Source organism: Ruegeria atlantica (genome assembly GCF_013032455.1).
GTDB classification, from domain to species: domain Bacteria; phylum Pseudomonadota; class Alphaproteobacteria; order Rhodobacterales; family Rhodobacteraceae; genus Ruegeria; species Ruegeria atlantica_B.
The window spans coordinates 193,813-217,254 of the sequence record NZ_WQCF01000001.1; the positions used below are offsets into that span (position 1 = coordinate 193,813).

Here is a 23,442-nt window from a genome sequence, read left to right on the forward strand (position 1 = left end):
TCTATCCTGTTGTTTTTGTCACGGCCTCATCGGCCCACTTACGTGCCAGATGGTCCGTTTGCAGCACGTTATCAAGGTCAAACTGGGCATCAAGAAGGCTGTCTGTGGCCTCAAATCTGTCCAGAACGGTTTCGACAATATCGGCCATCTCAAGAAAGCCAATCCGACGCGAGATAAAGTGATCAAGCGCACGTTCTTTGGCGGCGTTGAAAACTGCGCCCGACAAACCGCCACGTTCCATCACATTGCGCGCCAGCCGCAAGGCCGGATAGCGTGCTTCGTCCGGCTCGTGAAATCGCAGCTGTCCCAATTTGGCAAGGTTCAAACGCTCGACCGGTAAATCCCGCCGTTCCGGCCAGTTCAGAGCGTAACCGATTGCATGACGCATATCGGGCGCGCCCATATGGGCCATCACCGCTCCATCCTTGAAACCAACCAGTGAATGAACAATGGATTCTGGGTGTACGATCACCTCTATTTGATCCGGAGACACCGCAAAGAATTCTTTTGTTTCTATAATTTCTAACGCCTTGTTGAACATAGAAGCACTGTCGATGGTAATCCGCTGCCCCATGTTCCAGTTTGGGTGGTTTGAGGCTTGCTCGACCGTGGCATTTGCCAAATCACTCAGCGGCCAGTCGCGAAATGCGCCACCGCTGGCAGTGATGATGATCCGCTCGACCGCCTCCATATCTTCGCCCACCAGCGCCTGAAATACAGCGGAATGTTCGCTGTCTACCGGCAACAGGCGGGCGTCATGCGACTGCGCTGTTTCCATTACCAACTTGCCCGCGCAAACCAGCGTTTCCTTGTTCGCCAAAGCCAAAGTTGCGCCCTGCTTCAACGCCTCAAGCCCAGGTGGCAACCCGGCAGCACCGACAATCGCGGACATAACCCAATCTGTCGGTCGCGCAGCGGCCTCGGTCAGCGCAGATTGACCGGCGGCGGCCTCGACACCACTACCGGCCAGTGCGGCGCGCAGGTCATCAAGCCGGTCGTCATGCGCGGTCACCGCTATATCTGCATTCAGGCGGCGGGCATCTTCGGCCAGTTTTTCGATATTCGCACCGCCAGTCAGTGCCACCACATCATAGGCCGTTGTGTCGCGATCAATCAGATCAATGGTGTTCTGCCCAACCGAACCGGTCGCACCGAACACTGAAACTTTGCGCATTACATGCCTCCGGGGGCATAGATCAGCCCCGCGATTAGTACGAACAGAGCCGCCCCCATCATTCCGTCAAACCGGTCCAGAAACCCACCATGCCCAGGAATCAGATTAGAGCTGTCCTTAACCCCGAACTTTCGCTTGACCGCACTCTCCAAGATGTCACCGGCTTGGCTGGCCATGGATGCAAGCACCGAAATCAGAACGAACATGACGCCGAAACCTGCGTGGACAGCGAAAACAGTCCCCACAATACCGGCTGCAGCCCAGCCACCGGCAGTTCCAGACCATGTTTTCTTTGGACTGACCTTGGGCCAGAACTTAGGTCCGCCAAAGGTTTTTCCAACAAAGTATCCGGCCACATCGGTCACAACCACCACCGAGATCAACCAGACCATCCAGCCAAAACCCATGTTTTCACGAATTGAGATAAAGCCCAAACCGGACGCAGCGATCCAAATGGCGAACAGCGCATATGTCGTTTTGGATCGACCAATCTGCCCTGCCCCAACCAAAGCCGGCGCCAGCAGGATCGGCAACTTGAAGAGCGGAGGCAGGTGATAACTGGCCAACACCACAACGGCAGTCAGAATACCTAGTTGAATTGCCACACCGGAACGATCCGGATCAATCATCCGCACCAATTCCCAGGTCATTAAACCACACGCAATCGCAATGAAGGATTCGAACCAAAGCCCGCCCAGCCAAACCTCGACCGAACCAATTAAGACTAGAACCCCCGCCGACAGAACCCGAGCAGTCAGGTCAGACCATCTGCCGTCGCTCATGCCAATACTGCCCCGAACCGGCGATCACGCGACCCATAGCTGCGGCACAACCGCTCCAGCTCGGCCGCTGTGAAGTCAGGCCAAAGCGTGTCGATGAATTCGTATTCGGCATAGGCCGACTGCCAAAGAAGGAAGTTTGAAATGCGCGCCTCACCACTGGTACGGATGACCAGATCAGGATCGGGAAGAACGTGCGTATCCAGATACTTGGGCAGCGTCTCCTCATCCACGTCTTCGGCGCGCAACCGACCTTCGGCCACATCTCGTGCAAGACGTTTGGTAGCACGGGCAACCTCGTCCCGACCGCCATAGTTCAGAGCGACCGTAAGGTGAACCAGATCGTTGTCCTTGGTTTCCTCTTCCAGCGTATCCATAAGGGCCGTGAGCTTGGAATCCAGACGCACGCGGTCACCGATGAAGCGCACCCGTATCCCGTTTTCTTTCAGGGTTCGGGTTTCCTTGGTGATATACCGCCGAAACAGGCTCATCAGCCCTGCCACCTCAGCCTGCGTTCGTTTCCAATTCTCGGTAGAGAACGCAAAAACCGTAAGGTATTTGACCCCAAGCTTCGGGCAGGCCTCAACCACTTCGCGCACCCGCCGCGCACCGGCATGATGACCGAACAGCCTAGGCCGACCGCGCGCCTGCGCCCACCGACCGTTACCGTCCATGATAATTGCAACATGGCGCGGCCCTTGTTCGGGCGCAGTATTAGGGGAGTTTAGCATAATCCGGGTCAGACCTGCATGATCTCAGCCTGCTTGGTTTCAAGCGCGGCATCCACGGATTTGATCATCTCATCCGTCAGGTCCTGAACCTCGGCTTCCCAGAACTTCTGGTCATCCTCAGAGATACCGTCCGCCTTGGCCTTTTTGATCTGATCCATCCCGTCACGACGCACATTCCGGATCGAAACGCGGGCATGTTCGGCGTATTGCCCGGCGACCTTGCCCAATTCGCGGCGACGTTCTTCATTCAATTCCGGGATCGGCAGCATGATGATTGTGCCGTTCAGCTGCGGGTTGATGCCCAAACCGCTTTCGCGAATAGCTTTTTCAACCTTGCCTACCAGACCCTTGTCCCAGACATTGACTGTAACCATACGAGGTTCTGGCACGTTGACCGTTCCCACCTGATTGATCGGGGTCATGGAACCATAAGCATCCACCATAATTGGTTCCAGCATCGAAGCCGAAGCCCGCCCGGTCCGAAGCGAGGCAAATTCGGTTCTGAGGTTAGCCATGGCGCCTTCCATGCGCCGTTTCAGATCGTCGGTATCCAGTTCGAAATCGTCAGACATGCTGCTCACTCCCCGTCTTCAGGTACTGTTTGCATGGCTATTAAGCCATCGCAATTGGGATGTATAGCAATGATGATGCGGAATTGCGCCAATGACTAGAGGTGTTTCCGGCATTTTCGGGATGTTTCCAAGGCAAATAGTTCGGTTGGCACGTATGCCAACCGACCTCACAGCTACTTAAAAAGATCAGGCGTTTACGTCGACGACAACGCGCCCTTTGACTTGCCCTTTCAGAATATCCGCCCCCAAATGTGGCAGGTCACTCAGGTTTGCCGGTTGCACCATCGCCTCAAGCTTGTCCATCGGCAAATCGGTGGCGATACGCTGCCAGGCCCTCACTCGGTTGTCATAGGGTTGCATCACACTGTCGATGCCCAACAAGTTGACCCCACGCAGCAGGAAAGGAATGACCGTAGCAGGCAACCCTGCACCACCGGCAAGCCCAACCGCAGCTACCGAAGCACCGTATTTCATTTGCCCCAGCACGCGTGCCAGCATCTCTCCGCCAACAGCATCAACGCACCCGGCCCATGTCTCGCTTTCTAACGGGCGCTTGGTGGTCTCGTTCAGTTCCTCCCGAGGAACGATTGTGCTGGCGCCCAGAGATTTCAGGTAATCACCAGCTTCTGGCCGCCCTGTCACGGCCGCGACTTCATATCCCAGATTGGCAAGAATAGCGGTGGCTACCGAACCTACACCACCCGCAGCTCCGGTCACCAAAACCGGGCCGTGATCTGTTTTCATCCCATGGTCCTCAAGTGCCATGACCGCAAGCATGGCCGTAAACCCAGCTGTCCCAACCGCCATCGCCTGCCGCGCATCCAAACCATCGGGCAAAGGTACAAGCCAGTCCGCCAAAGCACTAGCTTTTTGCGAATATCCACCCCAGTGCGCTTCACCCACGCGCCAACCGGTCAGAACCACCTTATCCCCCGGTTTATATCGGTCATCCGACGACGTCTCGACCGTCCCAGCATAGTCAATACCCGGCACATGGGGGTAATTCCGCACCAGCCCGCCCCCTTTTGGGGACAGACACAGACCATCTTTGTAGTTCACTGTTGAATATTCGACCGCCACGGTCACTTCGCCATTCGGCAGATCATCCACCGAAAGTTGCTTGAACGAGGGGGTCGCCAGCCCGCTCTCTTCATCCTTTTCCATGACCAAAACATTGAACATCTGATTTCCTTTCGTTTCCTTTATCCCAGGCCCCGTTTTTCACCTGGCTAAAAATATCTCGGGAGAGTCGCAAAGCGACGGGGGCAGAGCCCCTACCGCGCTCAAATCCAAAACCGTTCCTGCACAGTTGCGCGGCGCATACCGTCTGGCGTTTCGACCTCCACGGCAGTACCGGCGTCCCAATGGCTCAGCCGTATCATGCCTATGGACACATTCGATTGAAAATCCGGAGACCAAGCAGCCGACGTCACCTGTCCCACCCTTTTTCCGTCGGCAAACACTGGCCACGGACGGTCGCAAGGCAGCACGGCTTCACCATCAATCGCAATCGGTCGGATTTGTTGGACTGGCCCTTCCTTGGCCACCCGCAACAACGCGTCCCTACCTATACAGCCGATGGCAGTATGCGTGTTGCAGAACTTGCCCAGGCCACATTCATGCGGCGTGTTGTCGTCGGTCATGTCATTGCCATACGACAGCAGTCCGCCTTCAATGCGTTCGATTAGATTTGGACACCCTGCACGCACTTGCTGGTCCTCACCCGCGGTAAACAAAGCATTCCACAGCGGCATTCCGATCTCGGAACCTTCAACATAAATCTCGAAACCTCCCTGCTTGGAATAACCGGATCGCGCCACCGCCAAATCGCGACCTTCGAATTCGAACATATCGAACTTGAAGAACCGAATGTCGCGAACTCGATCACCAAAAACACGCGCCATCAGATCATCAGCCTTTGGTCCCTGAACGGCCAATGGTGACACGTCTGGTTCGTCCACCAGCACATCCAGTCGGTATCCGTTCGCGATACCCTTCACCCATAGCAACAAGTCGCTGTCGGCGATCGATATCCACCAACGATCATCCGAGAGCTTTACCGCCACCGGGTCATTCAACATTCCTCCGGTTTCATCTACGATAGGCACATAGAAGCATTGCCCGGGCAGCATCCCGCGCAGATCGCGCGGTGTCAGCATCTGCATTAACTTGGCCGCATCAGGCCCTCGCAGTTCGACCTGACGCTCGCATGATACATCCCAAACCTGAACATGGTTTTTCAGATGTCGATAGTCGGCCTCAACACTTTCGAAGACCGTAGGCAATAACATACGGTTATACACCGTATATCCTTTGACGCCTGCAGCTTCGACCCCCTCCGAGAACGGAGTGCGGCGAAGACGGCGAGAAAACGAAATTTGCGGCATTCAAACCTCCTGAGGCATAAACACCAGATCACTGACCGGAGCGGCTGAGCCTGTTTCCGTCAGCATTTGGTGCAACTGCCCACGATGATGGGTTTGGTGGTTAAACATGTGGATCAGGCACCGTGCGTAAGGCAATGTAACATCAACTTCTTTCGCGGCTGAGAACCAAGTAAATTCGCCGGTCAGCGGTGCGTCACTCAGTGATCCGGCCCACTTTAATATCCGGTTGTCGATCTGTTCACACAGAGGCCCCCATTCGGCCAGATCAGCACACAGAGAGACACTCTCGGGAATTCCACCGCCCGGACCTTCACCTTTGTCAAAGCGCGAGATCCAAATCCAGCTTCCCCACAGCAAATGATTTGCCGTGCCCATGATCGAACCGAAGAACGCGCCGCGTTCCTTGGTCAGATCCTCCAAGGAAAGCTCTTGCAGAAAGCCAGATAACTGCTCGTTTTGCCACCGGTTATACCGCGCCATCTCTTGCGCATAGGCACCTGTGATCATCACTTGGGTCCATGCCAATCGATTGGGCATATCTCGGCCGACTTGCCGCCGAAATCCCAAACCCGACCATAATCACGCACTTTGGATTTAGTCCCCCGCGCCACAATGATATCCGGCCCCATCCAGTACTTTGAGTTCGACACCATAACCGGATGCTCGGGATCTTTGCCCGCCAACATCTCAATCTCACCCTGAATCTTGCGACCAATAACGATACGGCGCTTATTACCGTCCCGCTCAATCTGAACCGGAGCCCGTTCGGCCCCAATGATCTCACTGACCAACATTGTAAACAGGCCGGTTGTGCCACCTGCCTGCCCGCTGAATATCTGCAGCACTCCGTTGTAGGCCTTACCGCTGGCGCGTTCGTCTACATAGGCGGCGACTTTCCATTGCCCCTCACCCATGCGACCGGGAATATCGACCAACAGACCAACATTCAGGCCCGATAAGTCCTCGCCCTCATAATGGCCTTCGTCGATGATGACACCCATCCACGCGTGACAATGCCCTTCGGTCGGAGGATGCGCACCTAATGACACAACACAGGGGCAGAACACATCGCAAGAGCAGTTGAGGATTAACTCTCCCTTGATGGCCCAATCTGTCGGGCTCATCTCACGGCGCTTGGGGTTGGGCATACGGCTGTCGATGCGCTGGCTGATCGGTAGCCTATCTGCCTCAGGTTTTCTATTTTTTGCCATATACTTATCCTCCAAACGTAAAGGGGTAGATCAGGAGGACCAGACCCCCTGCAATAAGAGCAAACCCCATTGGTCGCGTCACTGTGTGACCAATCTGAGGCAGCTTTTCGAGAACCATAAACAGCGTGGCGAGGCCCATCCAAAGAAGGCTCATAACTCCGCCGACAAAACCAAGTGCCATGAAGCCCCAGCAGCAGCCAACGCAAAACGCCCCGAGCCCTAAGCCCATACGCAAACCGCCAATGAAGCCAGTCTTCCAATGGCCCAGAAAGTAGGTCATCGGGGCGTGACAAACCCCGTGGCAGACTTCCTTAGCGCGGGTGAACTGGAATGCACCGACGGCGATCATCAGGCCACCGGCGAACCACGCGGATTTGGCGATGCCAAGCATGTCAACGACGCCACCGAACAGCAGACCCAATTGAACCCAGGTGATCAACGCGGCAAACCCGACCCAGACAAGGAAATACCCGGCCAAAACACCGATCCACCCTACCCGAGTACCGTTTGCACTGCGGATCAGGTCGTCATAGCTGCGCAGGGTCGGCACCAACGTCGGCAGCATCATGGCAGCCATCATGATTGCCCACATCCCGAACAGCGGACTGAACTCGGCCATTGGCATATACATGTCCATGCGGGGGTCCATGGCAGCCATGGCCTGCCCCATTGGACCTGGGCGGCCGATCCAGTCCAGATCCATACTGCGGCTCATGGAGAACATCATCCACCACGCCCACAGGATCAGGATATAAAACCCCAGCCACATTCCGCTGCGTAAAACTGCGCGACTCACGTGTCCCTCCCGACTCAGTCCTTGCTTTTCAAATGTCAGACTTTTAAATGTCAGACAAATAATTTTTCTCAGGCGACCCCGAAATATGAAAATCGATCCTCAAAAACCTGCCGATTTGTCTGCGCAGATCGCGCAGGCCATTCGAAGCGCCATCATCTCCGGCGAATTGATCGTCGACGAACGTTTACCGTCCGAAGCGGAGTTGTCTGACCAGTTCCAGGTTTCCAGGCCAACAGTACGCGAAGCCCTGAAGCGCCTTGCTGCACAGTCATTGATCCGCACCCAGCGCGGCGCAAGCGGTGGTGCATTCGTCAACCGCATCAGTTTTGAGGACGCCTATGCGCAGCAGGTCACCACGTCGACACTGCTGCTGTCGATGAATGCCGTCAGTTTCGACACAGCCTGCGAGGCTCGCTTTGCACTGGAGCGCGCTTGTGCACCGCTATCTGCGCAGCGCCGAACCGCTGATCAGCTCGCCACCATGCGGGCCGAAATCTTTCGTCAGGCGCAGCCCGGTCTAACAGATGAGGCGTTTTGCGCCTCTGATGTGGCCTTTCACCGAGCTCTGGTCGATGGCGCAGGCAACCCGGTTCTGTCCTATCAACTGGCCGGAGCAGTTGAAGCCATGCAGCCTCTTATGAACATGATCACTTTTACCGCGCGATCCCGCGAAGAGATCATCACCCTGCACAACCAGATCGCCGACGCGCTAGAAGCCCAAGACGCCGACAAAGTAGATACGACACTGGTAGAACTTGAAAATTACACACGGAAACTGGCCTGTGACGTGGCACAACAGCGCCGCAAACCCGCGTAACGAGGGAAGCATGACAACAGCGCTAAACGTTATCTCGGCAATTCTTACCATTGGCTTCGGCCTGTTTGGGTTTCTGGCCCCGGCATTTACCGCCGCCTCGCTGGACCTTGCCCCAACTGACAGCAATATGGGCCTTAGCGAAATGCGCGCCTCGGTTGGTGGTCTGTTCGTTGTAACCGGCGCTGTTGTGTTGTGGCTGAATAACCCAACGGCCTATGTCATGCTGGGCGTTGTGTACGCCGGTGCTGCCCTTGGCCGCTTTGTCTCGGTTTTTCTAGACAACCCGCCGCTAGTAAAAGCGGTAACGTTCGGAGGAATCGAGTTGGCTCTGGCGCTTTGGTTGATATTGGCAAACTTAAACAGAGCCGCATAAGTCTTTGTTTTCCTGTATAACGCTTCACAAAAATCCCGGTTTGCATCCACGCGTCCCCTCACCTATATAGGGTATGTCCTTCGGGACTATGGACATAAACGCGCTCGTAATAAGCGGATCGGACCCGGGGGCGGTACCCGGCGGCTCCACCAACCATCCTTCGTTTGAGGATTCTGGGGCCGAAATAGGATCGACGAACGTCTAAAGGGGTTAGCTTTGTCTCGGCTGTCTGCCACCGTTACCGGCGAAACTAGTACAATTGCAAACGACAATCGTGCTCCGGTTGCAGTTGCTGCGTAAGCAGTAACAAGACCGAAACTTAAGCCCTTGCGCCTAGCCGCGTAAGGCGGGGTTCGCAGGTACCTGGCAACAGAAACCTGCACTTCTACACATTTCCGCTGTTTTCCCTAAACTTGTACACTTTCAGGTTTTTTTCACCCTTTCGTCTCATGCTGACTGCAACAGTAAAAGGAGAGCCGGGATGTCACATGCAGATCTGGTGAGAGGATGGTATTCCGAGGTTTGGGAAAACGGGAACCTGGACGCAATAGACCAATATTTTGCCTCCGACACGATGGCAGAGGGTCTGATCCCCGAAATGCAGGTCGGTGCAGATGATTTCCGTGATCTGGTTATGGCCTTTCGGCATGTTCTGGGGGACATCAAGGTCGAAATACCGAAAATCATCGAAAATGGTGACTGGGTGTCTGCAATCCTGCATGTCAGTACAACGCGGGCAGATAACGGTGCGCCCTTGCAGGCCACTGGCAGTGTTTTCGCCCGGATCAAGGATGGCCGCATGGTCGAGGCCTATAACCAGTTCGATTTTATTTCGCTTTTCGAACAGCTTGGGCAGTTTCCGCAAGACACTTTGCCCGTCTGCATGACTGGTCAGAGGCTGGATTGGTCGTAATCCCAATAACGCACAATCTTGACCCCCTAAGCGCTTGGCCGTAAGCAAAGCGCATGGGGTAAGATTGCGAACGCCCCGTGAGGCGCCAGCCCAAGTTTCGCATGTATCCGCTTAAAACAGGAGACATGCTATGCCTGCGCCCAACTCAATCACTCCAAAACAGCTACTGCGCTTGATTGGAACGCCGCAAGCTCCGGTATTGGTCGATATATGCTTGGAAGCCGACTTTGAGGCTGATCCTTTTCTGATCCCCGGCTCAGTTCGCCATAGTGCCGAGGACATAGACGGCATTGCCCATCGTATCGGAGACCGAGCGGCCATCATCATCTGCCAGAAAGGCAAGAAGCTCAGCCAAGGTGTCGTCTCGTGGCTGCGCAGCACCGGCTGTGCGGCGGAATATCTTGAGGGTGGGATGTATGGATGGCGGGATACGCCGGACGCACCGCGGTTTCCAGCCTCTGCCGTCCCGAGGTGCGGCGATGGCCGGTCCGTCTGGGTCACACGCCACCGGCCAAAGATCGACCGGATCGCCTGCCCCTGGCTGATCCGACGTTTTGTAGACCCTGACGCGCAGTTCTTGTTCGTTTCCCCGTCCGAGGTTGAAGCCACCGCCTCCATCTTTGATGGGGTGCCATTTGATATTCCGGATACGTTTTGGTCCCACAGGCAAGACCGCTGTACATTTGACACCATGCTGGACGAATTTCAGCTACACACACCCGCCCTGGACCGTCTGGCCACGGTCGTTCGCGCCGCTGACACCAACCGCCATGATCTTGCCCCCGAGGCCGCCGGGCTGCTTGCGATCTCTGTTGGCCTGTCGCGGCAGTATCGCGACGACCACCAAAACCTTGAGGCTGGTCTGCACCTGTATGATGCGATGTACCGTTGGGCCCGCGATGGCTTTGATGAACAGCACGATTGGCCAACGGATCGAAAGCCATGACCCCATCGGTTGCCGAGCTTATTCGCGTGTTCGGTCGCATTGGCCTCCTCTCATTTGGAGGGCCAGCGGCACAGATTTCACTGATGCATCAAGAGCTTGTGGAACGGCGCCCGTGGCTGGATGAGCAAACTTATCTGCGGGCCCTATCGCTATGCATGCTTTTGCCGGGGCCTGAGGCGATGCAACTGGCCACATATGCTGGATGGCGCCTACGAGGCGTCTCCGGAGGGCTAATCGCGGGTACCTTGTTTGTCTTGCCCGGAGCCTGTGTCATCGCCGCTCTGGTTGGGCTTTACGCGGCTTTCGGAAACCTTCCAATAGTGCAGGCTGGTTTTTTGGGAGTGAAAGCAACGGTGATTGTCATCGTTCTGCAAGCTCTTAGAAATCTGTCCCGCAAAGCGCTGACAGACACGCATCACCACGCAATTGCCGGTTTGGGTTTCTTGGCAATTTTCGCCTTCAACCTGCCATTCCCATTGATCATTTTGGCCGCCGCCATCTGGGGGTATGTCACGTTCGACGGTGAGGCCAACAACATTAACGCTGAACCGTCCCCCAAAGTAACGAACTATTTCCGCACTGCTGCGGTGTGGCTAACGCTATGGTTGGGCCCGCTTCTGCTTCTCAGCGTTACGGGGCAAAAACTGCTGAGCGACCTAGGTTGGTTCTTTGCGCGCCTGGCCGTTGTTACTTTTGGCGGAGCCTACGCCGTTTTGGCCTACATGACCCAGACCGCAGTGGACAAATACCAATGGGTCAGCACAGATCAGATGATCGACGCGCTGGGGCTGGCGGAAACGACACCGGGCCCCTTGATACTGGTGACCCAGTTCGTTGCCATGTTGACTGGGCAAATCAGCGGTGGTGCGCCGCTGGCTATTGCTGCTGGATTGGTCGCGCTATGGGCAACTTTTGTCCCCTGCTTTCTTTGGATATTCCTAGCTGCGCCTTACCTGGACCAACTGGCCACCCGACCAAAATTATCGGCTGCTTTGCATGGAATCACCGCTGCCGTAGTCGGTGTGATTCTCAACCTGTCTGTCTGGTTCAGCCTGAATGTCCTTTTTCGTGATATTCCAGAGAAATCGTGGGGACCAGTGACCATTCCCCAGCCCGAACCAAACGGCCTGAATCCTGCGGCATTAGCCCTAACACTGCTAGCAGGACTATTGATTTTTAAGTTTAAATTTGGGATGGCGACCACGCTTTTTATGATGGCCGCTGTAGGAACAGGACTACATTTTCTTTAAACAATCCTCGCATTCCCGGTCTTTCGTTTCCGCCGAAATTCCTTATGCTGAGGAAATCACATTTGAGGATGACACATGTCGCAAGACATCGATTATGGAAACCTGATGCACACCGCGATGCGCGGGCTCATCAAAACGGTTTTAACCAGCGTTTCAGAAAATGGCCTGCCCGGCTCACATCATTTCTTTATCACATTTGATACCCGCCAGGACGGTGTCGAACTGGCCGATTGGTTGCGTGAGCGGTACCCCGAAGAAATGACCATTGTCATGCAGCACTGGTTCGAGAATCTAGAGGTTAGCGACACCGGTTTTGCCATTACCCTTAACTTTGGCGATGCGCCCGAGCCGCTGTATATCCCGTACTCTGCCATCAAAACTTTCGTAGATCCGTCGGTCGAGTTCGGGCTGCGCTTTGAAAGCCCCGAGGATGAGGAAGAGTTTGAGCCCGTCGTCGAGGAATCTATCGAAGTCGAAGAAGAGCCGGATCAGCAAGACGCCGAGGTCGTCTCGTTGGACAGTTTCCGAAAATAACGCGTTGAAACCAACGTTAGGCTTAATTCTTTTTTAAGAATGTTTCGACAGAACGCGACTTCGTGCCATTTCGGAACCTTGAAAATGAAAGATCAAGACCGCCCTCTGCAAGTGTACGGTCGTATTGCTGAAGCTCATAGTCGCCGGTCTCATCAATAAACAGCGAGAAAACGGTCAGAGTATCGCCTTCGATCCGCCCCCAAACAAAAGGTTCCCCCTGCATCGGATCCAATGGGACCTCATGGCCAAAGACATTTCGTTTCATGGCCGCGGAAAAGACATCCGGTCGGTTCGACTCTTTGAAATCAACCGAAAACTTTTGCTCTTTGATACGGCCATCAGCCTTGTAGGTCGTGGTCGTCCAACTGACGTTAAAGCCGTGCTTCGACTTTTCGATAGAAACGCTCATGTCTCGCGGCGTTTCGGTTCCGTCATCATCTACAACGTTTGCAGATCCTACATAGTCACCAACAAATGGCGAGATGTCCGCAGCATGGGCCGGAAGGCCGGCCGCCATGGCCCAAAACAACACACCCAATGAATATACGATAGATTTCAGGTGAAAAGTTCGAAACATTGTACCCACCTGAGCCTCCGATGTAGTGATCCATTTATTGTAGCTCAGCCGCACGCGCGCACAATGTGTTTTCCAACAAATTTCCTTGACCCTTCTGCCTATACCTCTGGCAGCCTTAAGTTTATGGTGCGCGCAACTGGCCGATTGCACCCAAACACTGTTGCGGGTAAACGGCATGCAATTGTATACACGACGGAGTGACAGATGTCTCAGACCCGCACCGAATCCGACAGCTTTGGCCCGTTGGAGGTTCCTTCTGACAAGTATTGGGGTGCTCAAACGCAACGCTCGATCATGAACTTCCCCATCGGGTGGGAGAAGCAGCCCGTTGCCATCGTGCGCGCACTGGGCGTGATCAAAAAAGCCTGCGCCATGCAGAACAAAGCAACTGGCAAACTGGACGCCACGATTGCGGACGCGATTATTCAAGCTGCTGGCGAAGTGTTCGAGGGAAAGTTTGACGACAATTTCCCGCTGGTGGTTTGGCAAACCGGATCGGGCACCCAGTCCAATATGAACTCCAACGAGGTCATCGCTAACCGAGCGATTGAAATCCTGGGCGGCGTCATCGGTTCCAAGGATCCGGTTCATCCCAACGATCACTGCAACATGGGTCAGTCTTCGAACGACACTTTCCCAACGGCAATGCACATCGCCACGGCCATGAGCGTTCGTGACGTACTACTGCCTGGTCTTGAAAAATTCGCTGCCGCGCTCGAGCAGAAGTCCGAAGAGTTCAAAGACATCATCAAAATTGGCCGGACACACACTCAGGATGCCACACCTCTGACTCTGGGTCAGGAGTTCTCGGGCTATGCGCATCAGATTCGTCAGGGCATCGCGCGGGTGCAGGCGGCTATGCCGGGAATATACGAGTTGGCGCAAGGTGGCACCGCCGTGGGCACCGGACTGAACACCCAGCATGGCTGGGGCGAGGCAGTTGCCGCAAACATGGCTGAAATCACCGGTCTTCCCTTCGTCACTGCGCCGAACAAGTTCGAGGCTCTGGCCGCTCATGATGCCATGGTCTTCCTTTCAGGTGCATTGGCCACCATTGCGGGCAGCTGTTACAAGATCGCCAACGACATCCGTTTCCTGGGTTCGGGTCCTCGTTCGGGACTTGGCGAACTGATCCTGCCGGAAAATGAGCCCGGATCGTCGATCATGCCGGGCAAGGTCAACCCGACCCAAGCCGAAGCTCTGACTCAGGTTGCAGCCCATGTCATGGGCAACAACGCCGCCATGAACTTTGCCGGGTCACAAGGCCATTTTGAGCTGAACGTTTACAACCCGATGATGTCCTACAACCTGCTTCAATCAATCCAATTGCTGGGCGATGCAACCGACAGCTTCACCGAGCGGATGTTGCTGGGCATCAAGGCAAACGAGGCGCGCATCGACAAACTGATGAAGGAATCGCTGATGTTGGTCACTGCACTGGCGCCCACCATCGGTTATGACAACGCCACCACGGTCGCCAAAACCGCCCACAAGAACGGCACCACCCTCAAGGAAGAGGCCATCGCGCTGGGCTTTGTGGACGAAGAAACGTTTGACGCTGTCGTCCGCCCCGAGCAGATGATCGGCCCAAAAGACTGATGGGCAAGCCGGTCAATCTGAACCGGTACAGAAAAGAAAAAGCGCGGGCTCAGAAGAAGGCCCGCGCTGACCAGAACGCTGTCAAATTCGGACGTAGTAAGGCCGAGAAAAACGAAAATCGGCTCGAACAGGAAAAACAGCGCCGAGAGTTAGACAATCACGAGTTGGATGAATGACTGGTCGTCCCGTCAAACGCTCTTTGACCCTGAAAGGTCATCGCACCTCGGTTTCGCTTGAGGATGAATTCTGGCAGGCTTTTCGAGAAATTGCCAAGGAAAAAAATACTCCAATCAATGCCTTGGCGGCGGATATTGATGTCAATCGTGATCCTGAGATTGGCTTGGCATCGGCTATTCGTGTTTTTATTTTGAACTGGTACCGTTCCTGAGGTCCCCCTTGCCAGTGCCGCATTATTGGGCCTATGCTGCGGTAGAACAAAAAGGGTACATGCATGAATAAGACTGTTCCCGGCCCCGACGGCCAGCCGCGCTGTGCGTGGTGTCAAGCTGCCCCCGAATTCTTTGACTACCATGACAAAGAATGGGGTTATCCGGTTGGCGATGACCAACGTCTGTTTGAAAAACTTTGCTTGGAAAGTTTTCAGTCCGGCCTCAGTTGGCGAACGATTCTGGCCAAGCGAGAGAACTTCCGCAAAGCTTTTAAATATTTTGATTTCAATGCTGTAGCAGCATTTAATGAAGCTGATGTGGAGAGGCTACTGCAGGATTCCGGCATCATTCGTCATCGCGGCAAAATCGAAGCGGTTATCAATAACGCCTGTCGCGCGAAGGAGCTTGTTGAAGCCGAAGGGTCTCTGGCAGCATACGTCTGGCGGTACGAGGCCGAAACCCCGCCCGAACCGCAAACCGCGTCGACCTCAGCCGAGTCCATTGCAATGTCGAAGGATCTGAAAAAACGCGGTTGGAAGTTCGTCGGACCAACAACCGTATTTGCATTTATGCAGGCGATGGGTTTGGTGAATGACCACGCGGTCGGATGCGCAATGCGCGAAAAAGCGGCGCAGTTGCGCCGCGAATTCACCAAACCCCAATAGCGCCTCTTATATCGAGGCGCGGAAGATTTTTTCGATGTTACCACCAAGAGCAGCGTTAAACTCGGCATCCGATTGCTGCTTGGACAGGCCCTCAGTCAGCGCACGCGAGAAAGATGCAATCATCTTGCCGTTCTGGCTTAGCAGATCACATGCCTGCTCGGTCGAATAGCCACCGGACAACGCCACAACACGAACAACACGCGGGTGATCAGCCAGCTCATCGAACAGGTTCGCCTGAGTTGGGATGGTCAGCTTCAACATGATGTCCTGCCCCTCGTCCAGCTGGTCGAGGTTCTTCAGGATTTCGGCTTTCAGGATATTTTCGGCTTCTGCCTTGGTGGCCGAGTTGATGTTCACTTCGGGCTCGACAATCGGAACCATACCGGCGGCCACAACTTCACGGGCTACGTCGAACTGCTGGGCCACCACGGCTGCGATGCCTTCGGCATTGGCCTCATGAATCACCGAACGCTCTTTGGTACCGAATACGCCATCAGCTTTCGCCAAGGTGTCGGCCAGACCGGGGATCGGCTTCATCATCTGAACACCGTTGGCTTGATCTTCCAGGCCCTTGTCGATCTTCAGGAAAGGTACGATCCCTTTTTGGGACCAAAGGTAGTCCGCAACCTTGCGGCCATCGATTTCTTCGCTCAGAGTGCGCTCGAAAAGGATGGCGCCAATCACTTTGTTCTTGGTGAAGTCATCGGCCAGAATGATGCGCGCGCGCATTTTCTGGATTTCGCCAAACATCTCTTCGTCCGAACTGTAGTCAGAGGCTTCTACGCCATAAAGAGCCAGCGCCTTGGGCGTCGACCCGCCGCTTTGATCCAGGGCTGCAATGAAGCCCGCGCCGTTGGACATCTGCTCGCGCTGTTCTGCTTTGGACATAAGATTTTCCCGTTCACCAATGATTCCGCATTTTTCAACCGCATACATCAAGGCGGCGGGTGATGGTAGGTTGTTAGCGCTCAACCACGCGCAACCAAATTCCATCTTTCGATCGCACAGTCAGATGTGCGACTGGCACTGGCGTTTGCCCTTCGACCAATTCAAACCGAAAGTGTCGCAACAGCATCGACAGCAGCAAAGGCCCCTCAATCATCGCAAACCCGGCCCCGGTACACACGCGGGGCCCAGCCGAGAACGGGATATAGGCGTGACGCTGACAGCTTTTTCCATTCTCAGTGCCCCAACGTGTTGGGTCAAAATCATCAGGCCTGTCCCACAGTCTTTCCTGCCGATGCAGGTGCCAAGGGCTAATGACGATTTGCGCGCCCTTTGGAACCTTTCTGCCGCGAAACTGTTCCGCGCAGGCCGCCTCGCGCACCATCATCGGTACCGGAGGATAGAGACGCAACGCCTCGCGGAACACATCCCGGCTGAGTTTAAGTTTGGACATGGTGGTGAAACTTGGGTTCTCCAGAATCTCCGCCTCGGCACATAGCTTGTCCTGCCAGTCGGGAAACAAAGCCATCAAATACAACGTCCAGGCAAGCGCCGACGCGCTTGTTTCATGCCCGGCCAGAAAGAAAATGGCCACTTGGTCCACCATTTCCCGTGTATCGAAACAGCGCTCGGTCACCGGATCAGGAGTGGTCATAATTTTCGTAGCCAGATCATCCGGAGCCTGACCCGCTGCAATCAGCTCAGCACGCTCTGCTGTCAGGCGTTTGATCAATTGCCGGATATCCCGCGCGTTCTTCCGCGTAGTGCGCGCATGCATTCTAGGCATCCAGCGCGGCACAGGAACAAACGCTGCCAGGTTCAACAAGGGCTGTTGCCGCTGATAGGCTCGGAATTTTTCGAACACCTGCGCGGCAACTTCATGCTCGATCGGAACCGAGAACAACGTCCTGAAGATCACGTCCGCTGCGGCATGGCTGGTGAGTTCTTCGCATTCGACCACCGTACCCGCCTGCCCTCGCACCCTTTCGACACACGCCTCTGCTGCCTGCAACATCGCAGGAAAGGTGTCCCTCAACCGGCCGCCTTCAAAGGCCGGGTCGATGATACGGCGTTGCCGTTTCCAGGCCTCACCGTTTGTTAGAAAGACTGAATCCCCAAGTAACGGGCGCAAACCCTCGCTAATGCGCCCAGACTTTGGGAAGTCATCCGGTCGCTGCTTGAGAACCATATCCACAAGCTCGGGCTGGTTGATCATAAAGGATCGGAAGAACGGCGTGCGAAACTCTGCCATCCAGGCCCGGTACAGCCGCTGTGGCTGCGCCGACAGCAGATCCTTGCGGAACAGTTTTAGATAGCGCCACAGCGACACCTTATCTGGACGGGGCGTTGGTTTTGGCGGCTTCATGGATGGACCGATCTGTATTTTGAAACCGGCACGTCGATGCGAGACTTTGATGGCAAGCGCCCATTGAACCTTTGCCCCAAAGTCATCGGCCCTGCCGTAATGCGGAAATAATCGTAGTCACTCGGACGATCAAACGCGCAGAGATATTGGAAATGCAGACGAAAAAACCTCCAGCGCAGTTCTTGCCATCGGTCCGGCGACAGGGTTTGCGTGAACGCCGCAGATAGCACCAAAGGCCAGCGTTTCCGTTCTGTCGCAACACCACTGACACCAACCGGATCACACAGCGCAAATGCGCAACCGTCGCCCGGCGCGGAAACATCAATCCAAGTGAGATCATCTTGGATCGACAAGAATTTCAGATCGGTGCGAAGCCGCTGCGCATCGGGCAGAAATGAGACCATCGGCATCACCTGCCCTAATGTCAGGAAGGACAACTTTGGCTGATCCGAGAGATTGTCTTGGGCGCGTATCAGATCTGCCAATACCATTACGCCAAGATGTGCACCTGAGGAATGACCGATCACCAGTACTTCGTCCGCATCGCTCTCAAGCGCAGTTCGTATACTCTCAGTGAATTCTTTCAGCCTTCCACTCAACTCGACCGGAACGGCACCCTTTTGAACCGCCGAATAGGCGTAGTCATGCATCAGGTAGTAAACGAACAGGCGGTTATCGATTGTCCGAAACCAGCGCAGAACGGCGTATGCAGCCAGAATGGCCGGTATCAGCGCCAAAATCCCGGCAAACGACCAGAGCAACTCAGTCAGAACCCACGCAGCCGCCAGAGCCAAAAGAAGCTGCAATCCCAACATACCCACCGGATAAAGCGCAGCAATTACCGGCCCCTTTCGCAGCCTCATCAAGCGCCATAGGGCACCGGACCCGATGTAAGTCCATGCGGTCCGTACCAGTTGCACGTAGGTCCCGAGAATTGTGTTCGACATGCTTTGGCGCACGATATCGGACCAGACCAGAACGTCGAATTCCGTCTCGACGTCCATGCCATCCTGACGGGATTGAACGCGCCAACCATACGGCCCATCACCCGACTTACTGGAAATGGCGATCTCATAGCCCGAGATATTTGCCTGTGCCCGGCCTTCCTTACGGTACAACTCGCGATAGCGGCGCGGGTGAATCGGATCATAGCCGGGAATATAATATACCCGACGCCTGCGCACCTGCGGCTGTTTTGATTGACTGCTCATGGCCTTACCTTCTGCGGCGCAGGTTAACGCAGCCTGACCGTCAAGGTAAGTCAGATCAACACATCACCCGAAATTGGCCAGTGCCGGGAATGTCTCAAGCAGCCACCAGCTGAATTCGGTGAAAAGGCCGGTGATCAGCATGATACCGACGAACAACAGCAGACCGCCCATGACCTTCTCGATTGTGCCCATATGGGGCTTGATCCGGTTCATCACCTTCATCGACCGGTTCAGGAACATTGCAGCCAGCAGGAACGGAATACCCAGACCAGCCGCATAGACACCAAGTAACAAGGTTCCCCGCGCCACCGAAGCCTCTGATGCGGCCAACGACAGGATCGCGCCCAGTTGCGGACCGATGCAAGGCGTCCATCCAAAAGCAAATGCCAGACCCAGAATATAGGCGCCGAAAACCGAACCGCCAGAATCCCCGGTTTCAATCCGCGCCTCACGGTCCAGAAACGGAATGCGGAACACGTTCAGGAAGTGCAGGCCAAAGACAATAACCACCGCACCGGAAAGTTTTGCAAACAACACCTGATTTTGCAGCACAAACGCCCCAAAGGCCGAGGCTGTGAACCCCAACAACAGGAACACCGTCGACAAACCCAAAACGAAAAACAGCGCGGAAAGCGTAGCCTTGCGCCGCGCCTGCGCCTCGTCCTGCATTTCGTTAATCGTCACGCCGCTCATATACGCCAGATATGGCGGAACGATAGGCAACACGCAGGGCGACAGAAAGCTGATCAAACCACCCAGCATCGCGATGAACATGGCAGGCAGCAGGCCCGCGTCTATGATGTCAATTCCAAACATAGTTCAGCACATATGGTATCACACTGGCCACGTCACGGGGCCAATCGGTCACATCCCCGTGCTTGGACGCTGGACACGGCATCAAAGTGGAAATATCTGGGCTTTATGTCGAACCCCACAGAAACACTCGACGCGCTGGGACTACTCTGCCCTTTGCCCGTCCTGAAAGCCAGAAAACGCCTTAAATCCATGCCCGCGGGGGCAACTTTACGCGTGCTGGCTGACGACCCTGCCGCGATCATTGATGTACCACATTTCTGTGTCGAAAGTGGCCATCAACTTTTATCTCAAGAGGAAGCGGACGGCCATCAAGTCTATCTGATACAAAAAGCGGGCTGAGGCTGAATTACCTGTGGTCAAAAAAAGGCGGGCAAAAAGCCCGCCTTTCGTTTCTACTGTCCCAATGACCACCAACCGCGCCGTTTCGGCTTGGGCGGTTCGCTTGGTTTCTCGGGCTCTTCGGCCACAACTTCCAGAACGGGTTCGGGCGTTTCTACCACTGGCTCCTGTGGTGCCACCTCAACCTCCTCAGCTTCGGCAACTCCTTCGGGCTCGGGTTCAGAAACCTCTTCAGCATCAGTCGTTTTAACTTCTTCTGAAACTGGTTCATCTGAAACCACTTCAAGCTGTTCCTCAGCCGGTTCCGGCGCAGGCTCTGCTGAAACATCCTCGGCAACGGCGCCCTCGGTCGATTCAGCAGCCTCTTCCGCTGGCTGCTCACCTGATGCTGCCTCGGTCTCAGCAGAGTTTTCCTCTGCCGCTTCTACCTGTTCCACGTCCTTCTTGCGACGGCGCGGCGCACGGCGCCGCTTGGGCTTCTCGGGTTTTTCTTCTGCTGCAGGCTCTTCGGTCTCGGCCTCAGACGGGGTATCTTCCGTCGCCTCAACTTCAGCTTCACCCTCTTCGGTATTCGCTTCCGTCGCCTCACCTGAGCCGTTGCTCTTCTTGCGGCGACGGCGGCGACGCTTGCGCTTGGGCTTGGCCTCCTCTTCCGCCTGAACGGTTTCTTCTTCGGTGGCCTCATCCTCGTCAGCGTCCACCAAATCCATTAGAGAGGCATCTACGGATACGACTGGCGCGCTAGCCTCGGGCACGATGCGGCTGGCGGTTTTAAATTTCTCCATCGAGAAATCCGGGCTGACCAGATGCACGTCACCCTCGACCCGAACCGACAGACCATAGCGTGCTTCGATCTGAGCGATATGTTCGCGCTTCTGGTTCATCAGGAAGTTAGCGATGCTGACCGGGCAGCGCACCAAAACCTCGCGCGAACGGCGACGGGTGCCTTCCTCTTCGATCTGACGCAAGATGGTCAGCGCCATGTTATCGTCCGAGCGGATCAGACCTGTGCCATGACAGGACGGGCAAGGCTGCGTCGTCGCCTCGAGCATACCGGGGCGCAGGCGCTGGCGGCTCATCTCCATCAAACCAAACCCGGAAATCCGGCCCATCTGGATGCGCGCTCGGTCGGTCTTCAGCTTGTCCTTCAGACGCTTTTCAACAGCCGCATTGTTTTTGCGCTCGTCCATATCGATAAAGTCGATGACGATCAGACCGGCCAGGTCGCGCAGGCGCAATTGGCGCGCCACTTCCTCGGCGGCCTCAAGGTTGGTCTTGAGGGCGGTTTCCTCGATCGAACCTTCCTTGGTCGCCCGACCCGAGTTCACGTCAATCGCCACCAGCGCCTCAGTCACGCCGATCACGATATAGCCCCCGGATTTCAGTTGCACAGTCGGGTTGAACATGCCGGTCAGGTAGCTTTCCACCTGATAGCGCGCAAACAGAGGCAACGCGTCCTCATACCGCTTCACGTTCTTGGCGTGGGACGGCATGATCATCTTCATGAAGTCCTTGGCGATGCGATAACCGCCATCGCCCTCAACCAAAACCTCGTCGATGTCGCGGTTATAGAGATCGCGGATCGAGCGTTTGATCAGGTCGCCTTCTTCGTAGATTTTCGCTGGCGCAATGGATTTTAGCGTAAGTTCGCGGATTTGTTCCCACATGCGCTGCAGGTATTCATAGTCGCGCTTGATTTCCGACTTGGTACGCTTGGCACCTGCGGTCCGAATAATCAGACCGGCACCAGTCGGCACGTCGATCTCTGCCGCGATTTCCTTTAGCTTTTTCCGGTCGGGCGCGTTGGTGATCTTGCGGCTGATGCCGCCGCCACGCGCGGTGTTGGGCATCAGAACGCAATAGCGACCAGCCAGCGACAGATATGTGGTCAGCGCTGCGCCTTTGTTGCCGCGCTCTTCCTTGACGACCTGCACCAGCAGGACCTGGCGCACCTTGATCACTTCTTGAATCTTATACCGGCGCGGGCGCGGTTTGCGCGGAGGACGGATATCTTCGCTGTCATCCTCATCAGCAACCGACTCGATGCTGTCATCCTTGGCGGATGCGTCTGACCGCTTGGATTCCTCGGACTCGTCGGTATCGTCAGCGTCGTCTTCATTGGCCTCAGTCTCTGATGCCTGTGCTTCTTCGGCCTCCGCCTGAGTTTCTACCGAGACCTCCTCAGTTGCGACCGTATCTTCTGCTGGCTCACCTTCGGACGGTACATCTTCTGGTGCTGCTTCTTCGGCACCAGTTGCTTCCGCCGTTGCGGCGTCATCAGTGGCTGTCTCTTGCTCTACAGCAGCGTCTTCTGCTTCCGCAACGGGAGCATCAGCCTCGGCCGCGCCATCCGCTTCATCGACAGGTTCTTCTACCGGCGTCTCAGCGACATGATCCATCGGCGAGGTGCCCTCCGGAACCGACAGATCGGCCCCTTCTTCGCCCTCATCCAGATCAATGGTTTCCATGCCGGTCGGCTCCGCCGATACCTCGATGGATTCGACAACGTCATCCGACTTTACATCCGCCGCCTTGGTCCGAGACCGCGATCGGCGCTTTTTCGGCTTGGGCTCGTCCGCTTCATCCCGCGCTTTCATCGCCTCGGCATAAGCGCGCTCTTCCTCCATCAACGCCTCACGGTCGGCGACGGGGATTTGGTAATAGTCCGGGTGAATCTCGGAAAACGCCAGGAAACCGTGCCGGTTCCCGCCGTAATCAACAAACGCCGCCTGCAGCGACGGCTCAACCCGTGTTACTTTTGCAAGATAGATGTTGCCAGCAAGCTGGCGTTTGTTTTCGGATTCAAAGTCGAACTCCTCGACCTTGTTTCCGTCGACCACCACGACGCGGGTTTCCTCCGCGTGGGTGGCATCGATAAGCATTTTCTTAGCCATGTGTCCTTGGTGCACCGCGCCAAACGCGTTGTCCTTACCCGTCCGGGGGGACAGGCGCTTTTGGGGTGGTGTCTTGTCAGGGCGATTTCAGACGGCGCGCGGCAGGGTTTGGCGCTGTGGCCCCCTGCCCGTATACTCAGTCGTTGCGCGCGCGTCAT

26 protein-coding genes and 1 other RNA gene are annotated in these 23,442 nt (G+C 55.6%); 12 read left to right on the forward strand and 15 right to left on the reverse strand.

Annotated elements, in window-relative coordinates:
• Position 1: 1 nt before the first annotated feature.
• The 9 genes from dxr to GOW93_RS01005 all read right to left on the reverse strand — a co-directional run bounded on the left by dxr (position 2) and on the right by GOW93_RS01005 (position 7,623).
• Positions 2–1,174, reverse strand: coding sequence for a 1-deoxy-D-xylulose-5-phosphate reductoisomerase (gene dxr / locus GOW93_RS00965; protein WP_170381200.1), 1,173 nt, complete (start codon positions 1,172–1,174; stop codon positions 2–4).
• Positions 1,174–1,956 (reverse strand): phosphatidate cytidylyltransferase, encoded by a 783-nt coding sequence (locus tag GOW93_RS00970; protein ID WP_170381201.1) that lies wholly within the window; start codon positions 1,954–1,956, stop codon positions 1,174–1,176. The genes dxr and GOW93_RS00970 overlap by 1 nt, the downstream gene beginning before the upstream one ends.
• Positions 1,953–2,684: an isoprenyl transferase gene (locus GOW93_RS00975; RefSeq protein ID WP_170381202.1), complete on the reverse strand. Its 732-nt coding sequence runs from the start codon at positions 2,682–2,684 to the stop codon at positions 1,953–1,955. Before GOW93_RS00975 ends, GOW93_RS00970 begins: the two co-directional genes overlap by 4 nt.
• An 8-nt stretch (positions 2,685–2,692) precedes the next feature.
• Positions 2,693–3,256: a ribosome recycling factor gene (gene frr, locus GOW93_RS00980; RefSeq protein WP_170381203.1), complete on the reverse strand. Its 564-nt coding sequence runs from the start codon at positions 3,254–3,256 to the stop codon at positions 2,693–2,695.
• Between the two features lie 186 nt (positions 3,257–3,442).
• Entirely contained in the window at positions 3,443–4,438 is a 996-nt protein-coding gene (gene acuI / locus GOW93_RS00985) for an acryloyl-CoA reductase (RefSeq protein ID WP_170381204.1), read from the reverse strand.
• A 101-nt stretch (positions 4,439–4,539) separates the two neighbouring features.
• A complete protein-coding gene (locus tag GOW93_RS00990; protein WP_170381205.1) occupies positions 4,540–5,643 on the reverse strand; it encodes a dimethylsulfoniopropionate demethylase in 1,104 nt (367 codons plus the stop codon).
• Positions 5,644–6,150, reverse strand: coding sequence for a DinB family protein (locus GOW93_RS00995; protein WP_170381206.1), 507 nt, complete (start codon positions 6,148–6,150; stop codon positions 5,644–5,646).
• Positions 6,150–6,854: a DUF1326 domain-containing protein gene (locus GOW93_RS01000; protein WP_170381207.1), complete on the reverse strand. Its 705-nt coding sequence runs from the start codon at positions 6,852–6,854 to the stop codon at positions 6,150–6,152. Before GOW93_RS01000 ends, GOW93_RS00995 begins: the two co-directional genes overlap by 1 nt.
• 4 nt (positions 6,855–6,858) lie before the next feature.
• Positions 6,859–7,623 (reverse strand): DUF2182 domain-containing protein, encoded by a 765-nt coding sequence (locus tag GOW93_RS01005; protein ID WP_170381763.1) that lies wholly within the window; start codon positions 7,621–7,623, stop codon positions 6,859–6,861.
• Between the two features lie 112 nt (positions 7,624–7,735).
• Between GOW93_RS01005 and GOW93_RS01010 the strand changes: the two genes are divergently transcribed.
• The 7 genes from GOW93_RS01010 (at position 7,736) to GOW93_RS01040 (ending at position 12,483) form a co-directional block, all read left to right on the forward strand.
• Positions 7,736–8,467, forward strand: coding sequence for a FadR/GntR family transcriptional regulator (locus GOW93_RS01010; RefSeq protein WP_170381208.1), 732 nt, complete (start codon positions 7,736–7,738; stop codon positions 8,465–8,467).
• Between the two features lie 10 nt (positions 8,468–8,477).
• Entirely contained in the window at positions 8,478–8,840 is a 363-nt protein-coding gene (locus GOW93_RS01015) for a DUF4345 family protein (protein WP_170381209.1), read from the forward strand.
• A 36-nt stretch (positions 8,841–8,876) separates the two neighbouring features.
• Positions 8,877–9,224, forward strand: a transfer-messenger RNA (tmRNA) gene (gene ssrA / locus GOW93_RS01020).
• 97 nt (positions 9,225–9,321) lie between these two features.
• Entirely contained in the window at positions 9,322–9,753 is a 432-nt protein-coding gene (locus GOW93_RS01025) for an ester cyclase (protein WP_170381210.1), read from the forward strand.
• Between the two features lie 130 nt (positions 9,754–9,883).
• Positions 9,884–10,699: a chromate resistance protein ChrB domain-containing protein gene (locus GOW93_RS01030; RefSeq protein WP_170381211.1), complete on the forward strand. Its 816-nt coding sequence runs from the start codon at positions 9,884–9,886 to the stop codon at positions 10,697–10,699.
• Positions 10,696–11,949 (forward strand): chromate efflux transporter, encoded by a 1,254-nt coding sequence (gene chrA / locus GOW93_RS01035; protein WP_170381212.1) that lies wholly within the window; start codon positions 10,696–10,698, stop codon positions 11,947–11,949. Before GOW93_RS01030 ends, chrA begins: the two co-directional genes overlap by 4 nt.
• A 75-nt stretch (positions 11,950–12,024) precedes the next feature.
• Positions 12,025–12,483 (forward strand): SspB family protein, encoded by a 459-nt coding sequence (locus tag GOW93_RS01040; RefSeq protein WP_170381213.1) that lies wholly within the window; start codon positions 12,025–12,027, stop codon positions 12,481–12,483.
• A 22-nt stretch (positions 12,484–12,505) separates the two neighbouring features.
• Here GOW93_RS01040 and GOW93_RS01045 read toward each other — a convergent pair whose 3' ends face one another.
• Complete coding sequence (locus tag GOW93_RS01045; protein WP_254443428.1) at positions 12,506–13,237, reverse strand: hypothetical protein; 732 nt, start codon at positions 13,235–13,237, stop codon at positions 12,506–12,508.
• A 27-nt stretch (positions 13,238–13,264) separates the two neighbouring features.
• Here GOW93_RS01045 and fumC point away from each other — a divergent pair, with 27 nt between their 5' ends.
• The 4 genes from fumC (at position 13,265) to GOW93_RS01065 (ending at position 15,713) form a co-directional block, all read left to right on the forward strand.
• Positions 13,265–14,659 (forward strand): class II fumarate hydratase, encoded by a 1,395-nt coding sequence (gene fumC, locus GOW93_RS01050; protein ID WP_170381214.1) that lies wholly within the window; start codon positions 13,265–13,267, stop codon positions 14,657–14,659.
• Complete coding sequence (locus tag GOW93_RS01055) at positions 14,659–14,835, forward strand: DUF4169 family protein (RefSeq protein WP_170381215.1); 177 nt, start codon at positions 14,659–14,661, stop codon at positions 14,833–14,835. The genes fumC and GOW93_RS01055 overlap by 1 nt, the downstream gene beginning before the upstream one ends.
• Positions 14,832–15,047: a ribbon-helix-helix domain-containing protein gene (locus GOW93_RS01060; protein WP_170381216.1), complete on the forward strand. Its 216-nt coding sequence runs from the start codon at positions 14,832–14,834 to the stop codon at positions 15,045–15,047. Before GOW93_RS01055 ends, GOW93_RS01060 begins: the two co-directional genes overlap by 4 nt.
• A gap of 63 nt (positions 15,048–15,110) precedes the next feature.
• Positions 15,111–15,713, forward strand: coding sequence for a DNA-3-methyladenine glycosylase I (locus GOW93_RS01065; protein WP_170381217.1), 603 nt, complete (start codon positions 15,111–15,113; stop codon positions 15,711–15,713).
• A gap of 6 nt (positions 15,714–15,719) precedes the next feature.
• Here GOW93_RS01065 and GOW93_RS01070 read toward each other — a convergent pair whose 3' ends face one another.
• The 4 genes from GOW93_RS01070 to GOW93_RS01085 all read right to left on the reverse strand — a co-directional run bounded on the left by GOW93_RS01070 (position 15,720) and on the right by GOW93_RS01085 (position 20,051).
• A complete protein-coding gene (locus tag GOW93_RS01070) occupies positions 15,720–16,601 on the reverse strand; it encodes a fructose bisphosphate aldolase (protein WP_170381218.1) in 882 nt (293 codons plus the stop codon).
• Between the two features lie 73 nt (positions 16,602–16,674).
• Positions 16,675–18,024, reverse strand: a complete 1,350-nt coding sequence (locus GOW93_RS01075; RefSeq protein ID WP_170381219.1) for a cytochrome P450 — start codon at positions 18,022–18,024, stop codon at positions 16,675–16,677.
• Complete coding sequence (locus GOW93_RS01080) at positions 18,021–19,235, reverse strand: hypothetical protein (RefSeq protein ID WP_170381220.1); 1,215 nt, start codon at positions 19,233–19,235, stop codon at positions 18,021–18,023. Before GOW93_RS01080 ends, GOW93_RS01075 begins: the two co-directional genes overlap by 4 nt.
• Before the next feature lie 63 nt (positions 19,236–19,298).
• Entirely contained in the window at positions 19,299–20,051 is a 753-nt protein-coding gene (locus tag GOW93_RS01085) for a cytochrome c biogenesis CcdA family protein (protein WP_170381221.1), read from the reverse strand.
• Between the two features lie 105 nt (positions 20,052–20,156).
• Between GOW93_RS01085 and GOW93_RS01090 the strand changes: the two genes are divergently transcribed.
• Positions 20,157–20,390 (forward strand): sulfurtransferase TusA family protein, encoded by a 234-nt coding sequence (locus GOW93_RS01090; protein ID WP_170381767.1) that lies wholly within the window; start codon positions 20,157–20,159, stop codon positions 20,388–20,390.
• A 53-nt stretch (positions 20,391–20,443) separates the two neighbouring features.
• Here the strand turns inward: GOW93_RS01090 and GOW93_RS01095 are convergent, their stop codons facing one another.
• Positions 20,444–23,284 carry an Rne/Rng family ribonuclease gene (locus tag GOW93_RS01095; RefSeq protein ID WP_170381222.1) on the reverse strand — a complete coding sequence of 947 codons (2,841 nt, stop codon included), beginning with the start codon at positions 23,282–23,284 and terminating at the stop codon, positions 20,444–20,446.
• Between the last annotated feature and the right edge of the window lie 158 nt (positions 23,285–23,442).

Coding starts and splice junctions, on each gene's coding strand:
- GOW93_RS01070 (WP_170381218.1), bottom strand. CDS start 16,601: ATGTCCAAAGCAGAACAGCGCGAGCAGATGTCCAACGGCGCGGGCTTC.
- GOW93_RS01055 (WP_170381215.1), top strand. CDS start 14,659: ATGGGCAAGCCGGTCAATCTGAACCGGTACAGAAAAGAAAAAGCGCGG.
- GOW93_RS01090 (WP_170381767.1), top strand. CDS start 20,157: ATGTCGAACCCCACAGAAACACTCGACGCGCTGGGACTACTCTGCCCT.
- GOW93_RS01080 (WP_170381220.1), bottom strand. CDS start 19,235: ATGAGCAGTCAATCAAAACAGCCGCAGGTGCGCAGGCGTCGGGTATAT.
- GOW93_RS01085 (WP_170381221.1), bottom strand. CDS start 20,051: ATGTTTGGAATTGACATCATAGACGCGGGCCTGCTGCCTGCCATGTTC.
- dxr (WP_170381200.1), bottom strand. CDS start 1,174: ATGCGCAAAGTTTCAGTGTTCGGTGCGACCGGTTCGGTTGGGCAGAAC.
- GOW93_RS01045 (WP_254443428.1), bottom strand. CDS start 13,237: ATGCCGTTTACCCGCAACAGTGTTTGGGTGCAATCGGCCAGTTGCGCG.
- GOW93_RS01015 (WP_170381209.1), top strand. CDS start 8,478: ATGACAACAGCGCTAAACGTTATCTCGGCAATTCTTACCATTGGCTTC.
- GOW93_RS01095 (WP_170381222.1), bottom strand. CDS start 23,284: ATGGCTAAGAAAATGCTTATCGATGCCACCCACGCGGAGGAAACCCGC.
- GOW93_RS01025 (WP_170381210.1), top strand. CDS start 9,322: ATGTCACATGCAGATCTGGTGAGAGGATGGTATTCCGAGGTTTGGGAA.
- GOW93_RS01030 (WP_170381211.1), top strand. CDS start 9,884: ATGCCTGCGCCCAACTCAATCACTCCAAAACAGCTACTGCGCTTGATT.
- GOW93_RS01010 (WP_170381208.1), top strand. CDS start 7,736: ATGAAAATCGATCCTCAAAAACCTGCCGATTTGTCTGCGCAGATCGCG.
- GOW93_RS00995 (WP_170381206.1), bottom strand. CDS start 6,150: ATGATCACAGGTGCCTATGCGCAAGAGATGGCGCGGTATAACCGGTGG.
- GOW93_RS01075 (WP_170381219.1), bottom strand. CDS start 18,024: ATGAAGCCGCCAAAACCAACGCCCCGTCCAGATAAGGTGTCGCTGTGG.
- GOW93_RS01060 (WP_170381216.1), top strand. CDS start 14,832: ATGACTGGTCGTCCCGTCAAACGCTCTTTGACCCTGAAAGGTCATCGC.
- chrA (WP_170381212.1), top strand. CDS start 10,696: ATGACCCCATCGGTTGCCGAGCTTATTCGCGTGTTCGGTCGCATTGGC.
- GOW93_RS01000 (WP_170381207.1), bottom strand. CDS start 6,854: ATGGCAAAAAATAGAAAACCTGAGGCAGATAGGCTACCGATCAGCCAG.
- GOW93_RS01065 (WP_170381217.1), top strand. CDS start 15,111: ATGAATAAGACTGTTCCCGGCCCCGACGGCCAGCCGCGCTGTGCGTGG.
- acuI (WP_170381204.1), bottom strand. CDS start 4,438: ATGTTCAATGTTTTGGTCATGGAAAAGGATGAAGAGAGCGGGCTGGCG.
- GOW93_RS01005 (WP_170381763.1), bottom strand. CDS start 7,623: ATGTGGCTGGGGTTTTATATCCTGATCCTGTGGGCGTGGTGGATGATG.
- fumC (WP_170381214.1), top strand. CDS start 13,265: ATGTCTCAGACCCGCACCGAATCCGACAGCTTTGGCCCGTTGGAGGTT.
- GOW93_RS01040 (WP_170381213.1), top strand. CDS start 12,025: ATGTCGCAAGACATCGATTATGGAAACCTGATGCACACCGCGATGCGC.
- GOW93_RS00970 (WP_170381201.1), bottom strand. CDS start 1,956: ATGAGCGACGGCAGATGGTCTGACCTGACTGCTCGGGTTCTGTCGGCG.
- frr (WP_170381203.1), bottom strand. CDS start 3,256: ATGTCTGACGATTTCGAACTGGATACCGACGATCTGAAACGGCGCATG.
- GOW93_RS00990 (WP_170381205.1), bottom strand. CDS start 5,643: ATGCCGCAAATTTCGTTTTCTCGCCGTCTTCGCCGCACTCCGTTCTCG.
- GOW93_RS00975 (WP_170381202.1), bottom strand. CDS start 2,684: ATGCTAAACTCCCCTAATACTGCGCCCGAACAAGGGCCGCGCCATGTT.